The sequence below is a fragment of the Acidobacteriota bacterium genome, assembly GCA_026393755.1.
GTDB lineage: Bacteria > Acidobacteriota > Vicinamibacteria > Vicinamibacterales > JAKQTR01 > JBAXOX01.
In genome coordinates, this window is sequence record JAPKZO010000002.1 from 46,377 (window position 1) to 64,136 (window position 17,760).

General features: G+C 66.8%; 15 protein-coding genes and 1 tRNA gene. 9 read left to right on the plus strand and 7 right to left on the minus strand.

Going from position 1 to position 17,760, the window contains the following annotated elements; all coding sequences use genetic code 11:
* The first annotated feature begins 7 nt into the window (after positions 1 to 7).
* Positions 8 to 1,450, plus strand: coding sequence for an NADH-quinone oxidoreductase subunit N (locus tag NTV05_00445; protein MCX6542867.1), 1,443 nt, complete (start codon positions 8 to 10; stop codon positions 1,448 to 1,450).
* 23 nt (positions 1,451 to 1,473) lie between these two features.
* Here the strand turns inward: NTV05_00445 and selA are convergent, their stop codons facing one another.
* Positions 1,474 to 2,925, minus strand: a complete 1,452-nt coding sequence (selA, locus tag NTV05_00450; GenBank protein MCX6542868.1) for an L-seryl-tRNA(Sec) selenium transferase — start codon at positions 2,923 to 2,925, stop codon at positions 1,474 to 1,476.
* A gap of 184 nt (positions 2,926 to 3,109) precedes the next feature.
* On the opposite strand from selA, the gene NTV05_00455 reads away from it, so the two are divergent.
* The gene (locus NTV05_00455; GenBank protein MCX6542869.1) at positions 3,110 to 3,703 is read left to right on the plus strand and encodes a hypothetical protein; all 594 of its coding nucleotides are present in this window, start codon (positions 3,110 to 3,112) and stop codon (positions 3,701 to 3,703) included.
* 59 nt (positions 3,704 to 3,762) lie between these two features.
* Here the strand turns inward: NTV05_00455 and NTV05_00460 are convergent, their stop codons facing one another.
* Both NTV05_00460 and NTV05_00465 read right to left on the minus strand, forming a co-directional pair.
* A complete protein-coding gene (locus NTV05_00460; GenBank protein ID MCX6542870.1) occupies positions 3,763 to 3,966 on the minus strand; it encodes a cold shock domain-containing protein in 204 nt (67 codons plus the stop codon).
* Positions 3,967 to 4,171: 205 nt separating this feature from the next.
* On the minus strand, positions 4,172 to 6,499 hold the full coding sequence (locus tag NTV05_00465; GenBank protein MCX6542871.1) for a DUF2723 domain-containing protein: 2,328 nt from the start codon (positions 6,497 to 6,499) through the stop codon (positions 4,172 to 4,174).
* A gap of 274 nt (positions 6,500 to 6,773) precedes the next feature.
* Here NTV05_00465 and purH point away from each other — a divergent pair, with 274 nt between their 5' ends.
* Positions 6,774 to 8,378: a bifunctional phosphoribosylaminoimidazolecarboxamide formyltransferase/IMP cyclohydrolase gene (gene purH, locus NTV05_00470; GenBank protein MCX6542872.1), complete on the plus strand. Its 1,605-nt coding sequence runs from the start codon at positions 6,774 to 6,776 to the stop codon at positions 8,376 to 8,378.
* Here the strand turns inward: purH and rfaE1 are convergent.
* The 4 genes from rfaE1 to NTV05_00490 are packed head-to-tail and all read right to left on the minus strand — an operon-like array spanning position 8,375 to position 11,839.
* Positions 8,375 to 9,364, minus strand: a complete 990-nt coding sequence (gene rfaE1 / locus NTV05_00475) for a D-glycero-beta-D-manno-heptose-7-phosphate kinase (protein MCX6542873.1) — start codon at positions 9,362 to 9,364, stop codon at positions 8,375 to 8,377. The two genes, purH and rfaE1, sit on opposite strands and share 4 nt — an antisense overlap.
* Before the next feature lie 19 nt (positions 9,365 to 9,383).
* A complete protein-coding gene (locus tag NTV05_00480; GenBank protein ID MCX6542874.1) occupies positions 9,384 to 10,550 on the minus strand; it encodes an O-antigen ligase family protein in 1,167 nt (388 codons plus the stop codon).
* Positions 10,547 to 11,596 (minus strand): glycosyltransferase family 9 protein, encoded by a 1,050-nt coding sequence (locus NTV05_00485; GenBank protein ID MCX6542875.1) that lies wholly within the window; start codon positions 11,594 to 11,596, stop codon positions 10,547 to 10,549. The genes NTV05_00480 and NTV05_00485 overlap by 4 nt, the downstream gene beginning before the upstream one ends.
* 54 nt (positions 11,597 to 11,650) lie before the next feature.
* The gene (locus tag NTV05_00490; protein ID MCX6542876.1) at positions 11,651 to 11,839 is read right to left on the minus strand and encodes a Trm112 family protein; all 189 of its coding nucleotides are present in this window, start codon (positions 11,837 to 11,839) and stop codon (positions 11,651 to 11,653) included.
* Between the two features lie 134 nt (positions 11,840 to 11,973).
* Here NTV05_00490 and NTV05_00495 point away from each other — a divergent pair, with 134 nt between their 5' ends.
* The 6 genes from NTV05_00495 (at position 11,974) to NTV05_00520 (ending at position 17,756) form a co-directional block, all read left to right on the plus strand.
* The gene (locus NTV05_00495; GenBank protein MCX6542877.1) at positions 11,974 to 13,995 is read left to right on the plus strand and encodes a tetratricopeptide repeat protein; all 2,022 of its coding nucleotides are present in this window, start codon (positions 11,974 to 11,976) and stop codon (positions 13,993 to 13,995) included.
* Positions 13,996 to 13,999: 4 nt separating this feature from the next.
* Positions 14,000 to 14,836 carry a hypothetical protein gene (locus NTV05_00500; GenBank protein ID MCX6542878.1) on the plus strand — a complete coding sequence of 279 codons (837 nt, stop codon included), beginning with the start codon at positions 14,000 to 14,002 and terminating at the stop codon, positions 14,834 to 14,836.
* The gene (gene ispE, locus NTV05_00505) at positions 14,833 to 15,738 is read left to right on the plus strand and encodes a 4-(cytidine 5'-diphospho)-2-C-methyl-D-erythritol kinase (GenBank protein MCX6542879.1); all 906 of its coding nucleotides are present in this window, start codon (positions 14,833 to 14,835) and stop codon (positions 15,736 to 15,738) included. Before NTV05_00500 ends, ispE begins: the two co-directional genes overlap by 4 nt.
* A gap of 218 nt (positions 15,739 to 15,956) precedes the next feature.
* Positions 15,957 to 16,032: transfer RNA gene (locus tag NTV05_00510), tRNA-Gln, on the plus strand.
* Between the two features lie 44 nt (positions 16,033 to 16,076).
* Complete coding sequence (locus NTV05_00515) at positions 16,077 to 17,009, plus strand: ribose-phosphate pyrophosphokinase (GenBank protein ID MCX6542880.1); 933 nt, start codon at positions 16,077 to 16,079, stop codon at positions 17,007 to 17,009.
* 57 nt (positions 17,010 to 17,066) lie between these two features.
* Positions 17,067 to 17,756: a 50S ribosomal protein L25 gene (locus tag NTV05_00520; GenBank protein MCX6542881.1), complete on the plus strand. Its 690-nt coding sequence runs from the start codon at positions 17,067 to 17,069 to the stop codon at positions 17,754 to 17,756.
* The last annotated feature ends 4 nt before the right edge of the window (positions 17,757 to 17,760 follow it).

A 17,760-nucleotide genomic window follows, 5' to 3' on the forward strand; every position in this document is an offset into this window, starting at 1 on the left:
CGTGTCCATGATGAGTCCGGCTCTGAACGCCGTCATTCCCATTATCTGTGTGGCCTTGGCCGGCCTGACCTGCATGCTGGCCGAGGCGTTTCGAGAACGAGGGGAGCGCCTGCCGATTGGCGGCCTGGCGATGATCGGCCTGGTCGGCGCGGCCATCTCGTCGGTCCTGCTGTGGGGCCGCCGGGCCGAGAGTTTCGGCGTGGTGGTGGCGGATGATTTCGGCCTGTTCGTCGGCCTCGTGCTGATTCTGATCGGGATCCTGACCGTCGCGTTCTCGTCCAGTCTCATCGAACGCGACAAACTGCCGCAGGGCGAGTACTACGCGCTCCTGCTGTTCGCCATTTCCGGGATGATGCTGATGGCCGTGGCCACCGACCTGGTCATCATCTTCCTGGCGCTCGAAGTGTTCTCGCTGTCGATCTACGTGCTGACCGGCCTTCGGAGAGAGGCGTTTGCTTCGACCGAAGCCGCGTTCAAGTACTTCCTGCTCGGCGGGTTCTCGAGCGCGTTCTTTCTCTATGGCATCGCATTCACCTACGGCGTCGTGCACAGCACGCGGCTGGACCGGATCGGTGCCGCGATGGCCGCGCAGTCCGGCGGCGCCGTCAGTCCGCTGGTGCTGGTCGCGATGGGCCTCCTTCTGGTCGGCTTCGGCTTCAAGGCCTCGGCCGTCCCGTTCCACATGTGGACGCCTGACGCCTACGAAGGCGCGCCGACGATCGTGACCGGCTTCATGTCCACCGCGGTCAAGGCGGCGGCGTTTGCCGCGTTCGCGCGCGTGTTCCTGTCCGCGCTCGAGCCGCTGCGCGCCGAATGGGTGCCGGTGGTCTGGGTGCTCGCCATCTGTACGATGATTCTGGGAACGGTGGTCGGAGTGGCCCAGACCAACGTCAAGCGGATGCTCGCGTATTCGAGCATCGCCCATGGCGGCTACCTGCTGGTGGCGCTGGTGGCGGGAAACAGCGCGGGCAAGGCCTCGATCCTGTTCTATTTGGCCGTGTACGCCGTCACCAACCTCGGGGCATTCGCCGTTATCGCGCTGCTCGGCACGCGCGACAAACCGGTCGAACAGCTCGACGACTACAAGGGGCTCTGGTATTCGCGCCCGATCGCGTCGTTCATCCTGACGGTGTTTCTGCTGTCGCTTGGAGGATTCCCGCCGACGGCCGGATTCGTCGCCAAATGGTACGTGTTTACGGCCGCAGTCAGTGCCGGCGAGTACACCCTGGCCATCGTGGGGCTGCTGACGAGCGTCGTGTCAGTCTTCTTCTACCTGCGCGTGGTCGTGATGATGTACATGTCTGGACCGGTTGAGGACGAGGCGGGGCCGCCCCTGCCGCGGACCGCGCTGGCGGCGCTCGTCGTCTCGGTCGCCGTACTCTTCTATCTGGGCGTGCTGCCGACCCGTCTGTTGAATCTCGCCGCTTCGTCCATCTCGACGATCTTCTGAGACCAGAAGCGCCGACCCCTTAGTTACCCTGGAAGCCCCAACAGCCCAGCCGCGAGCACATCGTCCTCATCTTCAAACACCGTGCGAAGATCAAGCACCACTCGGTCGCGGTCGATGCGCCCGATGACGGCCGGTTCGAGCCGGCGCAGGGCAGATTCGAGCGAGTCTGGCGAGAGCGAGCGGTGCGTCAGGGCAAGGAGCCGCGTCGGGAGCGTCAACCCGGGCGACGTTCCACCCCCGACTGTCGATCGCCCGTCGATAATCTCGGTATCGTAATCGCCTGACGCCCCGATGGCGTCGGCCAGTCGCCTGGCGCGGCCCTCGATCCCGGCAGGTGTCCTCATCAGCATCATCACCACAGGAACGCTCTCTCGTGCTCTGCCGACGGCATACTCGGTCAACGTGCCAACCAGCGCGGCGTACGTCAGTTTGTCGACGCGCAGGGCCCGCATCAGCGGATGCCTCCGAATCAACTGCACCCTGTCCCTGCGGCCGACGATGATCCCGGCCTGAGGGCCGCCAAGGAACTTGTCTCCGCTGAAGCAGACCACGTCGATGCCGGCCGCAACGCTGGCCTGCACGGTTGGCTCTCTTCGAAGAAGCGTCTCGAGCCCTGGCACCTCGTCGAGCCGAAAGCCGCCCAGAGCTGTCGCTTCTGCGAGCCCGCCCAGGATGTTGCCGCTGCCCAGGTCCTCGACGACCGTGACGCCGTGCTCGCGGCCGAGCGCCACCAACTCCTCGAGTGACGGCTGCTCGGTAAAGCCCTCGATCGTGAAGTTCGATCGATGCACGCGCAGGATGAGCGCCGTGCGGTCGGAGATGGCCGCCGCGTAGTCCGACGCCCGGGTGCGGTTGGTCGTGCCGACCTCCCGCAGGATGGCGCCGGACTGCGCCATCACTTCTGGCACGCGGAAGCCGCCACCGATTTCGACCAGTTCGCCCCGCGATACGATGACCTCGCGGCCCGACGCCAGGGCGGCCATCATCAGCATCGTTGCTGCAGCGCAGTTATTGACCACGACAGCCGATTCGGCGCCGGTCAATCGGCAGAGCAGCGGCTCGGCGTGCTCGTCGCGGTGCCCGCGCGCGCCCCGCTCCAGGTCGTACTCCAATGTGATGTACCGCTGGCCGGCGCGGGTCACGGCAGCCAGCGCGGCCGGCGACAGCGGCGCGCGGCCGAGGTTCGTGTGCACGATCACGCCCGTCGCATTGATCACCGCACCTAGCGACGACCGGACCATCTCGCGCAGACGCGCGGCGAGCCCCGCTTCGATCAGCTCGGCGGCCGCTTCGCGCCCCATCGGCGCGGCGCCGCGGCCAGTGACAGCGGTGGCACCCATCCGCTGCCTGAGCGCGTCGGTTTCCGCCCTGAGGGCCTCCACCACCGCACCGTGGCCGAACTGCTGGACGAGCACCTGCACGCCCGGCCGCTGTCGGAGTTGCTCGACGGAGGGAATCGTTCGATAGTCGGGCATGGTGTGCGCACCGTTAAAGGACCGCCACCGGAGCAGAAGCACGGAGCAAGAATCTGGACACAAGAATCAAGCGGCAACAAGGCCCGTTGCCCCCACTCGCGCACTCAGGATACCATCACGGCTGCGATTGAGTGAGCCGCCGCCGCGACTCCTGTTGATGTGACGATCGATGCCGGGACGCTAAGTGTTTGCATCACTGCACGACGCCGACTTCGGACTGCTCGAGGCCGAACTGCGCAAGCTCGAGTCCGAGTACAACATGTTTTTCGCCGGGCGGCTTCCGCGCCCCCCATGGGAGACGCGTGCCACCGTCCAGACGGTGCTCAAGCGCCTCGAACGGGCCCTCCACATCCAAGGCGCGTATGCGGAGCGCTTTCGCTTCCAGACGATCCAGGCCCGCTATGCCACGTTCACCGATCTCTGGGACCGGGGCCTGAGAGCTCGGGAAGAAGGCCGCCCCGGGCCGTTCGTCGCGCCTCGCCGACGGGAGGCCGAGACGTCTCAGCCAGCCGACGATCGCATCGTGCACGTGACGCTGTTTGCCGAGCCGATCGTGGAAGCGGACAGACTGCACGAACTCTATAATCGGCTGACCGAGGTCCGGCGCGAGCTCGGGGAAGCGCAGATCCCTTTTCACAAATTCGCCGGCTTGATTCGCGATCAGGTCAGTTCCATCCAGCAGCGCGGCGCACCGGAGGTGGCGTTCCGCCTGGCCGTGCGGGGCGGGAAGCTCTCGTTTACCGCACGCGGGTTGAAGGGCGCGAAGAAGCGGGATTGACAAAAAAAGAGCCCGGGACGGCGTCGACGCCAGACCCGGGCTGACACTCGGAAGCGGCACTAAATCTTCGTGACGTTACCAGCCTGAGGCCCCTTGGGCCCGTCGACGATCTCGAACTCGACGGCCTGGCCCTCTTCGAGTGCACGGAACCCGTTGCCCTGGATGGCGGAGTAGTGGACGAAGACGTCGCTGCCGCCTTCACGTTCGATGAACCCATACCCCTTTGCGTTGTTGAACCACTTCACCTTGCCTGTGATGCGCATTCGTGCCCTGCCTTGCCTCTTGGCGGCGCTGGACGCGCCGCGTGTCTTACCGGCCTCCAACGTCAGCGACGTGGAGTAGAACAAGTACCGCTCTTGCGGCTTGCGACGTCGGCCCGACAACGCCGTTTGCGAATGATACCGGCCGGTTTCAAGGAGTGTCAAGATGGAGCGGCACCGCGCCGGGCGCGCACCATCGTACTCAGGTCTATCTCGCGGACATCCCGCAGATCGTCGCGCGTTCCGGCGTGTTCTGGTCAACCTCGGCGCGCATAGTCGCGCGTGCCGGCCGGCCGCCGAAGTCAATCGTCAGCGCCGCGAAATCCCCTTCGTCGTTCACTCGCACCTCGAGGCGTGAGATGGATGCCGCCGCGGCCAACGGCCCCAGTTCGAGCAGTCCGTCCGCCTGCAACGCCCGCTGCAACGCGTCCCGCTCGGACGGGTTGCCGGTCGCGAAGGTGGAGAACGTCAACAACGGCCGTCCACGGCCCCGGGTTCGCGTGACGGTCGGCGCCAGTACGCCGTCTGCGCTCAGGTAAAGGATCATCCGACCTTCGAACGAACGGAAATTGTCGATCCGCACGGCCGCGCGTCCGTCCGCGACCATGGCCGATACGTCCCGCCAGTTCTTGTCGCTGCCGAGATCCGCGCAGGTTCCGGCACGCGTCAGCCGGTACAAAGGAAGCAGGCGCATGTCGAACGGCACCCGCAAGTCCCACTGCGGATCCAGAGCGTGCGCCTCGACCTCGCCCAGCGGGTTGATGATGGCTATGACGGCGCCTCTCTCGGTGCGGGCACGCTCCACGCCATCGACCGTCACGACCGCGCTGGCAGCGCCGGCGGCTACCCGAATCGACACCGGCGCGACGACTCCGGTCCGACCAATCTGATGACCGGCCTCAACGAATAGATCGAAGCCGTCAGCCCATGTGGCCTCCAGCCCCGGACCGTGCGCGCCCATCGCGCCCACCAGGCCGTACGGGGCCCTCGGCCGCCCGGCGAGCGCGCCGCGAGTCGCGCCGACGATGTTCCATGGCCGTCCGTCCGTCAGTTTCAATCCGGGCACGGCCCCAGGCGCGGCCGCAATTGCCACAATCCATCTGTCGCGGACCACGGGTAAGTACTCACTGACCGGTTCCCCGAGCAGGGCGACGGGCTCGAACTGAAAGCCGTAGTCAACCAGGTCTCTGCGCCCCTGGCCGAACGCCAACACGTCGTACCCGTCCCGCCACGCCTGCGCGACCTGTTCATGCTTGGAGGGGATCCAACGCACATCGCGTGTGCCAGCGGCCTGTTCCCCGTACAACTTATAGAACACCATCATGTTCACGCCGTACGTGTCGCCCACGAACGCGCTCCGGTCTGGAAGCCTGGCAAACAGCGCGTCGAAGTAACGAATCTCGAACGTTCGGCGGTGGTGATCGTTCGGTTCGTAGTTGGCCGTGACCTGGCGCGCGGGGATCACGGCCGTCAGCCCGATCGCGAGGACGCCGGCCACCGTCGGCGGCGCGCGCCGGACGGCATTGAACACGCCTTGCAGGCCTACGCCAACCACTGGCCACCAGAGGATGAAGACCGGCAGCAGGAACCCCTCGTCCTCGTTGGAACTCATGTTGGCCGTGAGGGTCATGACTCCCAGCGCGCCCAGGCCGCACAGGAGCGCTTCCCGGGGCTTGCGTCGCGCGAGCACCAGGAATCCCGCCGCCAACAGCGGGAGTCCGATCCATGTGAACTCGCGCCCCACGAGCCCCGTCACTGTGGGCATTCGTACGGACAGGAGGGCGCGAACCGAGAAGGCTCCGATTTCGTTCCAGTACCGGCGCGCCATCATGACGTCGACCAGCTCGCTCAGACTTGTCGCCCTGGCCTCGAGGTACGGCGCCTGCTGCCACGTGCGCAGGGGAATCACGCCATAGAGCGTGAGCGCGAACATGACGAGCGCGGCGATGACGACGAGCGTGCGTGGCCGCAGCAGTTCGCGAGCATTGGTCAGCAGCGCGTACAGCAAGAGCGCGGGAAGCAGCGCGATGACGATGAGGTGATTGGCCGCGCTCAACGCGAAGATACCGGCCGCCCAGTACAGATCCTTCCGACGCCGGTGTACGCCCCACCGCAGCAGCATCAACATCCCCGCGGCAACCAGCACGGCGTTCAGCGGGTACGCCTTCGCATACAGGGCCTTTCCCCAGAACGCCCGGCCGAAGCCCATTCCGAGCGTTGCCGAAAACGCGGCCACACGGCCCCCACCCAGGCTGCGCACGAGGAAGTACCCGATCGCCACGCTGAGCGCCGCCAGCACGGCCGAGAACAGGTTGGCTCGGTACGCGAGCGATCCGAGAGGCAAGTAGGAAAACAGGTGCGAGACCAGGACGTACAGCGGGTAGCCAGGCTCGTGTGGTATGCCGAGCACCTTGCCGACGAAGGCAAACTTCGCCGCATCCCCGCTGCTGGACAACCCGGGAAACATCGTCGCGAGATACACTCCGAACGCCATCGCCGCCGCCAGCGCCGCGAGCGCACCGTCGAGCCGAGTCAAAGCGACAGGCGGCGCAGTGCCGGGACTGAGCGGAGGACTTCCGGTTTCAAGCTCGGTCGTTGGGCTGGGCTGGATCCTGGTCATCAGAGCGTGGGCGGTAGTATAGGCCGCATGGCGCACAGAAGGCCATCTCTCGGCCAGACACACTGTCGCCACGGGCTCCTCACCCTCACCCGGCTACTCAGCGACCGGCCCCGTCGGCCGGCATCGGCCATGAGATAAGCTTGACGAGATTGGACTCGGACTCATCCGCTCCCCCCTGTGAGGTCTTAGCATGCGAGCGTTGATCAGTGTGTCGAACAAGTCAGGCATCGTCGAATTTGCTCGTGGTCTGGCGGCCAGGAAGTTCTCCATCGTGTCGACGGGTGGCACCGCCAAAGCGCTTGCCGCTGCAGGGGTGCCGGTGCTCCAGGTGTCGGACGTGACCGGGGCGCCGGAGATGATGGACGGCCGCGTCAAGACGCTGCATCCGGTCATCCATGGCGGCATTCTGGCGCGACGCGATCATTGGGGAGATCGGGAAGCCCTGGCGAAGTTCGGCATCGAGCCCATCGATCTTGTGGTCGTCAATCTCTACCCGTTTCGCGAGACGGCGGCCGACCGGTCGGCGACCTTTGATCACGTGATTGAGAACATCGACATCGGCGGGCCATCGATGATACGCGGGGCGGCCAAGAACTTCCGGGACGTGCTGGTGGCGGTGTCGCCGGCCGACTACGGTCGGGTGCTGGAAGCGCTCGACGCGCCGGACGGTCCCGGCCTCGCGCTTCGTCTGGAACTGGCGCAGAAGGCGTTTGCCCACACGGCCGATTACGACACCGCGATCGCCAACGAGCTCGAGGCCGTGGCGGTCGCCGACGGCAGCTGCACGCGCACGCCGAGGGGCGACTCCCTGGGGCCCCGCCTGCTCGTGGCGATGCGCAAACTGCGCACGCTGCGTTACGGAGAGAATCCGCATCAGCCCGGAGCGTGGTACGTGCCTGGCGATCTGACTGACGCTGATCTCCCTGCGGTACTGCAGGGCAAGGAACTCTCGTTCACGAATCTGCTCGATACGGATGCGGCCTGCCGCATTGTCACCGAGTTCGCCGAACCGGCCGCCGTCGTCATCAAGCACACGAACCCGTGCGGGGCGGCAACCGGAGCGACGCTCGCCGAGGCGTACATCCGGGCGAGGGATGCCGACGCGCTCTCCGCGTTCGGAGGCATCGTGGGCTGCAATCGCGAGATCGACGAAGCGACGGCGCGCGCGATTGCCTCGACGTTCATCGAGGCGGTGATTGCGCCCGCCATTTCCGAGGCCGCCCTCGCCGCGCTCGCCGCCAAGAAGAACCTCCGCGTGGTCATCGCGCCGGTCGCCTTCGGGGCGGTGGCCTCAAGCGGCCGCGGGATTGGACACCTGGATTTGCGAACAGCGCTGGGAGGCCTGTTGGCCCAGGAACAGGACCGGGTTGTCGAAGCGCGCGATCCCTGGCCCGCGGCGGGCGTCCCCGAGGTGGTCACGAAGCGCTCGCCAACCGAAGCCGAATACCGCGCCCTGCGCTTTGCGTGGCGCGTCTGCGCCCACGTCAAGTCGAACACCGTCGTCTTTACCAGCGAGGATCGGACCCTGGCTATCGGTGCGGGCCAGACGAGCCGCGTCGACGCCGTAAGAGTGGCGACGCTGAAGGCCGCCACCGCCGGCGTCTCGCTTCAGGGATCAGTGGCTGCGTCAGACGCGTTCTTCCCGTTCCGGGACGGACTCGACGCGGTCGTGTCGGCAGGGGCGACGGCCATCGTTCAACCCGGCGGGTCGGTCAAAGACGCCGAGGTGATCGCGGCGGCCGACGAACACGGCATCGCGATGGTGTTTACCCGGAGGCGGCACTTCCGCCACTAGCCCGAGAACGATCCGAGCAACTCCGCCGGCGTCACGGTGGCGGCGCCGAAGTGGCCGACGACAATCGCGGCCGCATGGTTGGCCAGTTGGGCCGCCTCGCCGCGGGTGGCCCCGGCGGCCAGGCTGAGCGCGAGCGCCGCGATCACGGTGTCTCCAGCGCCGGTGACATCGGCGACCTCGCGCGCCACGGCGGGGAAGTGCATGTCGCCGATTGGATCGACCAGCGACATTCCCTGCTCGCCTCGGGTAATGAGCACACTCAGGCAGCGCGCGCGTTCCATGAACACGCGTCCGGCGCGCGTGGCGTCCTCGTCGGACCTGATGCGCATGTGCGTCGCCACCTCAGCCTCGTGGTGATTGGGCGTGACCATGATGGCGCCCGCGTAGTAGTCGATGTGCGGGATCTTGGGGTCGATCAGTACGGGCACCTGCCGCGTACGCGCCAATTCGACAATTCGTGACGTCAGTCCGCGCGTGACGACGCCTTTGAGGTAGTCGGACACGACGACGACGCTGGCGCGGGCGATGTGCCGCTCGACGCGCGCCATCAGCGCCTGTTCGGCCGCAGGCCCCGCATCGGCGTCATTTTCGTAATCGACGCGCGCCACGTGCTGGTTTCGCGTCGTGACGATGCGCTGCTTGGTCGTGGTGCGTCGCGAAGGTTCGCTGACAAGCCCGCTGCATCCGATCTGACAGGCCCGAAGCTCGCCGCACAGGATTTCGGCGTCCCGATCCTCACCGATCAGGCCGACCAGTTCGACTGCGCCACCCAGGGCGCCGACGTTGTTCGCGACGTTGCCGGCGCCCCCGATCCGGTACTCGTCGTGATCGTGCTCGACGACCGGGACCGGCGCTTCCGGCGAGATGCGGCTGACGCGGCCGATCACGAAGTGATCGAGCATCACGTCGCCGACAATCAGCACCGAACCGTTACCGAAGCGAGCCACCAATTCGCGGGCACGGGCGGCGGACAAGACAGACGTCATCACGATGAGCACACTCCGGCTAGTGTTCCGGCGAATCGGCGGATGCCGACGATCGCGGCCGCTCGGCGGCGAACGGCAGGGTCAACAGTACGAGAAAGAACATCAGGAAGATCGACGCGCCGAAGTTATGTTCGAACATGCCGGCGCCAAGCATTGCGGCGATGGTGCCAAGCCCCGTGGCGGGGAGGACCTTGGAGCGGCTGCGGCGCATCAGCGCGACGAGGCCGGCGGCGGCGCTGCCGACGAACCAGAGCCAGGCGCCGAGTGCGAGCAGGCCGCGCTCGGCCGCGATCTGCATCGGCACGTTGTGCAGGTGCGGATTGATGCGTTCGACAGCCTCGGGATCCCTGAAGCGGACGTACACCCGTTCCACCATGTTCGGGCCCATCCCGGTCAGCGGGTTGGCGGCCACCATGCCGGCGCCCTCGCGCAGCATGGCAATGCGGTCCCGGTTGGTCGGATCCTTCATGTCGAACATCGAGTACATGCGTTCCTTCACCTGGAGCGGCGCCAGCGTGAAGAAGACGATCAGCAGGACGGGCAGCACGCCGACCAGGCGAACGTCCTTGATCAGGAACAGCAGCGCCAGCGCCACGCCGGTGCCCACCCAGGCGCTGCGCGTAAAGGTCAGCGCCAGCGCGACCATCAACGCCGGCAGCACGACCGCCGGCCACGTGCGGTCGCGCGTGTCGAACAGGACACGGGCGGCGGCCGCGGTCGTCACCATCATCAGCAGCCCCGAATACTGCATGTAGTGGCCCATCGTTCCGTGCGGGCGCTGGCCGAGGCTGTCAAAATGGAGGAGGCCGAACTGCATGACGCCGTACGCGGCGCTGGCCGCCCCGAGCGTGATGGCAATCGTGATCGCCGTGCGCGCGCGGCCGGCGCGGGCGATTTCATACGTGGCCGGGACGACCGCGAACAACAGCAACTGCTTGCAGTCCTCGATGCTGGTAGCCGGATCGACCGAAAACACCGCCGACACCAGCGTCAGTACGGCGTAGGCGACCAACGGCCAGAAGAACCGCGGCGCATCGATGCGGGCGCGGCCCTTGACGAGCATCGCGATCCAGCAGATCGCCATCGCCGCGGCCAGCACCTCCGCCGCAAAAATCGACCACTGGAGCGCTCCCACGAACCCGTAGAACGACCAGACCGCCACCTGTTCAAGACGCACACGCTTCATAGGATCAGACTCGACACTCTCCGCGTCCGCTCTCGCCCCAGCGCACGTTCGGCGGCTGCCACCACAGCCGCCGGGCTGATCCCGCGCAGGCAACGGAAGTCGCCCGGCTCGCAGCGGCGCTGGTCGCACGGGCGGCAGGGCAGCGGGCCCACGTCCACAATCTCGGTGACCAGCTCCGGGTCCCGCCAGGGGCCCCAGACCGATGCGGTGGTCGGCCCGTAGATGACCACCATCGGGATCGTGGTCGCCGCGGCGATGTGCGCCGGGCCGCTGTCGCCGCCGACAAACAGGGCCGCCCGGCCGAAGAGGCTCCGCACCTCGGCCAGATCGAAATTGCACGCGACCGTCGGCCCGTCGACGCCGGCTCCGAGACTCGACGCCAGACGTCTGACTGTCTCAGCCCGCGCGGCCTGCGCGGCGCCGGTCGTGAGGATGATACGCCGATTCGGCCACAGCGTGGACAGCGCCGCCACGAGTTCGGCAAACGACTGTTCTGGCCAGCGCCGGAACTCGTTGCCCGCCCCCACGTGGACGACCACCAGTTCGGCATCAAGACTGATCCCCAGCTCCCGCAGCTTCGCCTCGAGTCGCGCAGAGGCGGCCGCCTGCTCCGGCATCTCCACCGGGTCTGATGCCGGCGTCGGCGGCGGCACGCCGGGCACCACGGATTCGAGCAGATCCCACTGGTTGCGCACCGAATGCCGCTCGTGGTGTCCGCGGGGGCGCGCCACCTGCTGCGTGTACATCCACCCGCGGCCCTTGACCGCGTAGCCGACCCTCACCGGTGCGCCGGTGGCGAGCGCCAGCCATGAACTCCTGGGGCCGCCGTGGAAATCGATGACCAGATCGAACCGCTCGCGCCGCAGGCGCAGTCCGAGCGCGGCGTCAGTGCGCCACCGCCTAAGTCCCGAGAGCAGGGGAGCCACGACGACCGCATCCAGGTGTGGGTTGGCCTCCACGACAGGCGCGGCCTGCGGCTCGACGAGGTAGGTGAGCCTGGCTTCCGGATACGCCCGGCGCAGCGCCCTCACCGCCGGCGTCGTCAACACGACGTCCCCGATCAGGCGCAGGCGAATCAGCAGGATCTTCAGATCGCGGCCTCACGACCGGCTGGACGGGGCCTCGATCGTGGCCTCGTCAATCAGCATGACCGGGATGTCGTCCCTGACGGGATACACTCTCCCGCAGGCCTGGCACTTGAGACCCGCGCCCTCGTTGACCGGGACCACCGGCGACGTCTTGCAGGCGGGGCACACCAAAATCTCCAGCAATTCCGGGTTGACGGGCATCGGGATGTTCCTCCGTAAGCTCGTGCCACTATAGCAGACCAGCCCTGAGCGATGGGTGCCGGGGGGGGCGAGAAACCCGCATCATCCTGCAAGATGACTCCCATCGGACGCGGGGAGTGTGAAAGAATCGATCCGTGATCCATCTGATCGTGAGCGTCGCTCTTGGCGTGGCCCAGCCCACCGCACTCGTCCGGCCGCAGGGCCTTCTGCCGCTGCCTTCTGAGTCTGCCACGCAGGCGCCGGCCAAGCCGGCAGGCGCCAGCCCGGCCAAAGCCGATGACTCCATTGCCGACGCGTACTACCAGTTCATGATGGGGCGCCGGCTCGCGCTGGAGGGCGACGCCGAAGGGGCGATCAAGGCCCTGCGTCTGGCGATGGCCATGGATCCCGCCTCGTCCCAGATTGCGTCCGAATTGGCGGAGGTTTATGCCAGACAGGGACAGGCGAAGGAAGCGATTGAGCTGGCCGATGCGGCCTTGAAGCTCGATGGCGACAACTGGGACGCGCATCGGCTGCTCGGTATGATCTACGCGGATCTGGCCGAGCACGGCCAGGGGAGTGCCTCGGGCACGCTGGATGTGTCGACCTGGCAGCACGCGGTCGACCATCTCGAACTGGCGCTCGGTGACTCCCGGTCTGACATGGCGGTTGGCGTCCGTTTGACCCTGGGCCGCATGTACCTTCAGCGCCAGAACTATGAGAAGGCCATCGGCACCTTGAAGCAGTTGCTGGCCGGCGAACCCTGGCTTCCTCAGGGTGTCGCGCTGCTCGCAGAGACGTACACCGCGGCCGGAAAGCCGGGCGAGGCGATCCTGTTGCTGAAGGATGCGGTGGAAGAAGAGCCGTCCTTCTACGGTGCGCTTGCGGATGCGTACGACAAGCAACAGCGTTTCGCCGAGGCCGCATCGGCGTACGAGCGTGCGTCAGAACAGAATCCGCGTGATGCGGAGCTGAAGATCAAGTGGGCGGCCGCGCTGCTGAACGAGCCGAACGCCCCGGGCACGGCACGGGCTCGCGATCTGCTGCTCGACGTGACGAAGACGGATCCGAATGCCAGTTGGCCGCTCTACCTGCTGGCGCAGGCCCAGCGTCTCCTTGACGATCTGGACGGAGCCGAGGGCACGGCCCGCCGGATCCTGGCCCTCAACCCGACCAGCACGTCAGGAGCGCATGCCCTCGCACAGGTCTTTCAGGCGCGCAGGCAGTACGCCAGGATCGTCGAGACGCTCGAACCGATCGTCGCCGCGCCACAGAAGGGCCGCGAGGCAGACGCCGCGTTGCTGCTGACGCAGTTGGGGGTTGCGTATCTCTCGCTTGGTCGGGGAGACGATGCCGTCGGCGTGTTCGATCGCGCGATCCAGACGAACCCTCGAGACGGAGTCCTTCTGGCGTATCGCGCGCAGGGATTGGTGCTGACCAAGAAGTACGATCTCGCGCTCACGCTGCTCCGCCAGTTGCGCGCCGGCCGGCCCGACGATCTCAGACTGGCCCGATTGGAAGCGGAAGCGTTGCGGGGTCAGGGGAACTTCGACGCCGGTGTGGCCGTGCTGCGCCTCCTGGCTGATGCGCCCGGCGCGGGCCCGGCGAGCGTCCAGGTGTTATCGGAATTCTACGCGTCAGATGGCCGGGATACAGAGGCCGCGGCGATGCTGAGAACCGCCCAGGTGAAATTCCCGAGCGATCTCAACATCCAGTTCCAGTATGGAGCCGTGCTCGACCGCCTCAAGCGATTCGATGAAGCGGAACGGGTATTTCGTCAGGTCCTCGCCACAGACCCCAACCACGCGGCGGCGCTCAACTCCCTCGGCTACGCGCTGGTCGAACGGGGCCGGCGGGTGCCAGAGGCGCTGGAGTTGATCAAGAGAGCCGTCACGCTCGATCCGTACAACGGCTCATACCTCGACAGTTTGGGTTGGGCTCACTTCAAGTTGCACCAGTTGGATCTGGCCGAAGCGAGCCTCCGGACCGCCTCCGAGCAACTCGTGACGGACTCGGTCGTTCAGAATCATTTCGGCGATGTGCTCGCCGCGAAGGGCCGCCCGGCCGAGGCGATAGAGGCGTGGCGCCGCTCCCTGTCGGGAGACGGTGAACTGATCGACCGCGCGGGAATCGAGCGCAAGATCCGCGATGCTCAAGCCAGGGTCGGCAAGAAGTGACGCCGTGAAGGGCGCCGGGGTCGTGGCCGTGGTCCTCAGCGTGCTGACAGCGGCGTGCGCCTCGGTGCCAGTGCGCACCCCGGAGGGGCCGTCACGGCTTCTGCCGGCATCTGACGCGGCACCGATCCTGGCGCAGGCCTCCAGCGTCTGCCGGGGTGTCCGCACCTTGACGGTCGAGATCGGTCTGTCGGGTCGGGTCGGGTCCCGGAAGATCAGGGGACGGGTGCTGGCCGGATTCGAGCGCTCCGGATCGCTCCGGCTCGAGGCGCCGGCACCGTTTGGCGCGCCGGTCTTCGTCCTCGCGGCCCGGGCTCACCGGGCGACCTTGTGGTTCCCGCGGGACAAGCGCGTCGTGAAAGACGCAGCCGTTGCCGACGTGCTCGAAGCGCTGACGGGCATGCCGTGGCAGGCCGACGACCTGCTGGCGGTGCTGACAGGATGCGTCGTGTCCGACCCCCAAATAGCGGCGACCGAGGCGAGACGCTTCGACTCGGGCTGGGTCACGATGATTCTGCAGGGTGGAGCCGAGGCCTTCATGCGCAACGAAGAACGGCAGTGGCGGATCGTCGGAGGCCGGACCATCGGCGGGGGCGATCCGAGGACCGCGTCGTGGACGGTCGCGTACGACGTACTTACGGGGGGATTCCCCGGCCGCGTTCGGGTGTCTCAATCGTCCACCACAGACCTGACGTTCCGCGTGTCGCAGTTCGAGGCCAACGTGGCGATTGATCCTGCCGCGTTCACGCTCGTCGTCCCGGCCGACGCGCAGCCCATGTCGCTCGACGAACTTCGCCAGATGGGACCGCTGGCCGACAGGACGCCGGGCGGAGGGAGTCGATGATGGCAATGCCTCCGGACATCCGTGTTCGCGCGCACGCCAAGATCAACCTGACGCTGCACGTGCGAGGCACGCGCGATGACGGGTACCACGACCTGGAGACGGTCTTTCAGTCGCTGGCGCTGCACGATACCCTGACGTGCCGGCTGCGTCCGGGCCCCTTCGGCATTCGCTGTGATGATCCCGGTGTGCCCACCGACGGACGCAACCTGATCTGGCGCGCCGCGCAGAGGCTCTGGGAGCGACTTGGACATCAGGGGCCCGTGCGGGGCGCGGAGATCGTGCTAGCCAAACAAATCCCCATGCAGGCCGGCCTCGGTGGAGGAAGCGCCGACGCCGCGGCGGCGCTGGTGGCGCTCGCGCGCGCCTGGGCCGCCGATCGTGCTGTCGATCTCGCAGCGGCGGCGGCGCAGGTCGGCGCGGACGTGCCGTACTTCCTGATCGGCGGATCCGCTCTGGGATTGTCGCGGGGCGACGATCTCTATCCCTTGCCGGACCTGCCGCCGTATCAGGTTGTGCTGGGACTGCCCGCGTTTGGCGTGTCGACGGTCGACGCCTACGGGTGGTTCGATCGTGACGAGGCCGGACCGGGCCGGACTCGCGAGGCGAGTATGCCCGGGATTCCCGCCTGGCCTGGCCGCCCGCTGGTCGTCGCCAATGACCTGGAGGCTCCCGTCGCCCGCCGCCATCCCGACATCGGCAGACTCCGCGACGCGCTGCTCAGGGCAGGCGCCGCGGCGGCCGCGATGACGGGCAGCGGGTCGGCGGTGTTCGGCTTGTTCGACACGGTCATCCAGGCGCGTCGCGCGGCGCGGATTCTGGCCGGCACTGGCGCGGTCGCCCTGGTCACCAGGACCGTCGGCCGGCGAACATGCCGGTCAGGGTCGCGGAAGGTCGCGCGTTAGGCGGCCGGCGCGCTTCGCCCTTGTGCCAGCAGGCGCCAATCGTATACACTTTTTGTTTGCGTCATCACCGCTCCGGCCACGCCTAGCGGTTCATTCCTTGCCACGCGATCGCGATCACGAGTTCTGACGCCGGGCAGGTGTCAGCCGACGCGGGCGGGAAGCGCGGGACCGATGCGTGGGATGCGGTGGTCGGCGACGGTCGGGGCGAGTCGAGATGTTGGGGCGTCGCCAAGCTGGTAAGGCACGGGACTTTGGATCCCGCATCCGAAGGTTCGAATCCTTCCGCCCCAGCCAGCCTGGTTGATCGAGGGAGCGCGAAGCCGAGAGGCCATGCCGAGATGAAACTCTTTTCGGGCAGTGCGCATCCTGAACTCACTCGGGAAATTGCCGAGTTCCTTGGCCTTCCGGTTGGCCAGGCCAAGCTGCGGCGGTTCCCCGACACGGAAGTGTCGTTCCAGATCGACGAGAACATCCGCGGCACGGATGTCTTCGTGGTGCAGCCGACGTCGCCGCCGGTTGACGAGCACATCATGGAACTGCTCGTCATGATCGACGCGTTCCGCCGCTCGTCGGCGGCGCGCATCACGGCGGTGATTCCGTATTACGGCTACGCGCGGCAGGACCGGAAAGACAAGCCCCGCGTGCCGATTTCGGCGAAGCTGGTGGCGAACATCCTCGGCGCGGCCGGGACCAATCGCGTGCTGACGATGGACCTGCACAAGGCGCAGATCCAGGGGTTCTTTGACATTCCGGTGGATCACCTGTTCGCCGCTCCGGTGATCATCGACCACCTGTCCCGGCAGGGGTTTCAGAACCTGACCATCGTGTCCCCGGATGCGGGCGGCGCCGAACGGGCCCGGGCGTATGGCAAGCGTCTCGGTGCGGATCTGGCGATTATCGACAAACGCCGGTCGCCTGAAGACGGGCACGCGGAAGTGATGAACGTGGTCGGCGATGTGGAAGGCCGGACGTGCCTCATTCAGGACGACATCGTCGATACCGCCGGCACGATGCAGAACGCGGCGCAGGCCCTGATGGCCAACGGCGCGGAACGGGTGTGGGCGTGCGCGGTGCACGGGCTGTTTTCGGGGCCGGCGATAGCTCGAATCGAGCAGTCGGCGATTGAGAAGTTTGTCGTCACCAACACGATCCCGATCGGTGGCGACAAGGCGAAGTGCAACAAGATCGTGACGTTGTCGGTGGCCCGGCTGCTCGGCCAGGCCATCCGCAGCATCCATGAAGAGACGTCGGTATCATCGTTGTTTGTGTAGGTCGACCGGCCGCCGTCCGGGTGGGCCCGCGCGGCGAGAGAAGCAAGGATTGAAGGTATGGAAGCCAGACTGGAAGCGGTAAAGCGAGAATCGTTCGGCAAGAATGAGGCGCGTCGCCTGCGGGTCACCGGCCGCATCCCAGGCGTACTGTACGGCGGCACGTTGGCAGGGGGGAAGCGACAGGCCACGTCGATCGCGGTGGACCCGAAGGCGCTGTCCGGCATTCTGCACTCCGATTCGGGCGTGAACACGCTGATTGGGCTCAAGGTCGGCGACGAGGACGTGCGGGTGCTCGTCAGGGAATATCAGCTCGATCCGGTCACCCACAAGCTGCTGCACGTGGATTTCTACCGCATCGCCATGGACAAGCTCCTGACGGTCACGGTGCCCGTGATCTGCAAGGGCGAGCCGAAGGGCGTCAAGCAGGAGGGCGGCCTGCTCGACATCGTGCACCGCGAGGTCCAGGTCGAGTGCCTGCCGTCCGACATTCCCGAGCACATCGAGATTGACGTGACCGAACTGATGCTCGGCCAGGCCATTCGCCTGAGGGACGTGGCGACGAATCCGAGGTGGACGGCGGTCGGCGATCTCGACATCATGCTCGTCCACGTGATCTCGCCGCGCGTGGTGGTCGAGCCGACCCCGACTGATGTGGTGGCGGCGGCGGCGGCGACGCCTGCGACTCCGGCCGAGCCCGAGGTCATCAAGAAGGGCAAGGTCGAGAAGGCTAAGGAAGAGAAGGAGTAGTCGC

Excerpts from the sequence above, each read along its gene's own strand:
- NTV05_00445 (MCX6542867.1), top strand. The coding sequence starts at position 8 with ATGATGAGTCCGGCTCTGAACGCCGTCATTCCCATTATCTGTGTGGCC.
- NTV05_00480 (MCX6542874.1), bottom strand. The coding sequence starts at position 10,550 with ATGAAGCGTGTGCGTCTTGAACAGGTGGCGGTCTGGTCGTTCTACGGG.
- selA (MCX6542868.1), bottom strand. The coding sequence starts at position 2,925 with ATGCCCGACTATCGAACGATTCCCTCCGTCGAGCAACTCCGACAGCGG.
- NTV05_00490 (MCX6542876.1), bottom strand. The coding sequence starts at position 11,839 with ATGCCCGTCAACCCGGAATTGCTGGAGATTTTGGTGTGCCCCGCCTGC.
- NTV05_00460 (MCX6542870.1), bottom strand. The coding sequence starts at position 3,966 with ATGCGCATCACAGGCAAGGTGAAGTGGTTCAACAACGCAAAGGGGTAT.
- rfaE1 (MCX6542873.1), bottom strand. The coding sequence starts at position 9,364 with ATGACGTCTGTCTTGTCCGCCGCCCGTGCCCGCGAATTGGTGGCTCGC.
- NTV05_00520 (MCX6542881.1), top strand. The coding sequence starts at position 17,067 with ATGGAAGCCAGACTGGAAGCGGTAAAGCGAGAATCGTTCGGCAAGAAT.
- ispE (MCX6542879.1), top strand. The coding sequence starts at position 14,833 with ATGATGGCAATGCCTCCGGACATCCGTGTTCGCGCGCACGCCAAGATC.
- purH (MCX6542872.1), top strand. The coding sequence starts at position 6,774 with ATGCGAGCGTTGATCAGTGTGTCGAACAAGTCAGGCATCGTCGAATTT.
- NTV05_00515 (MCX6542880.1), top strand. The coding sequence starts at position 16,077 with ATGAAACTCTTTTCGGGCAGTGCGCATCCTGAACTCACTCGGGAAATT.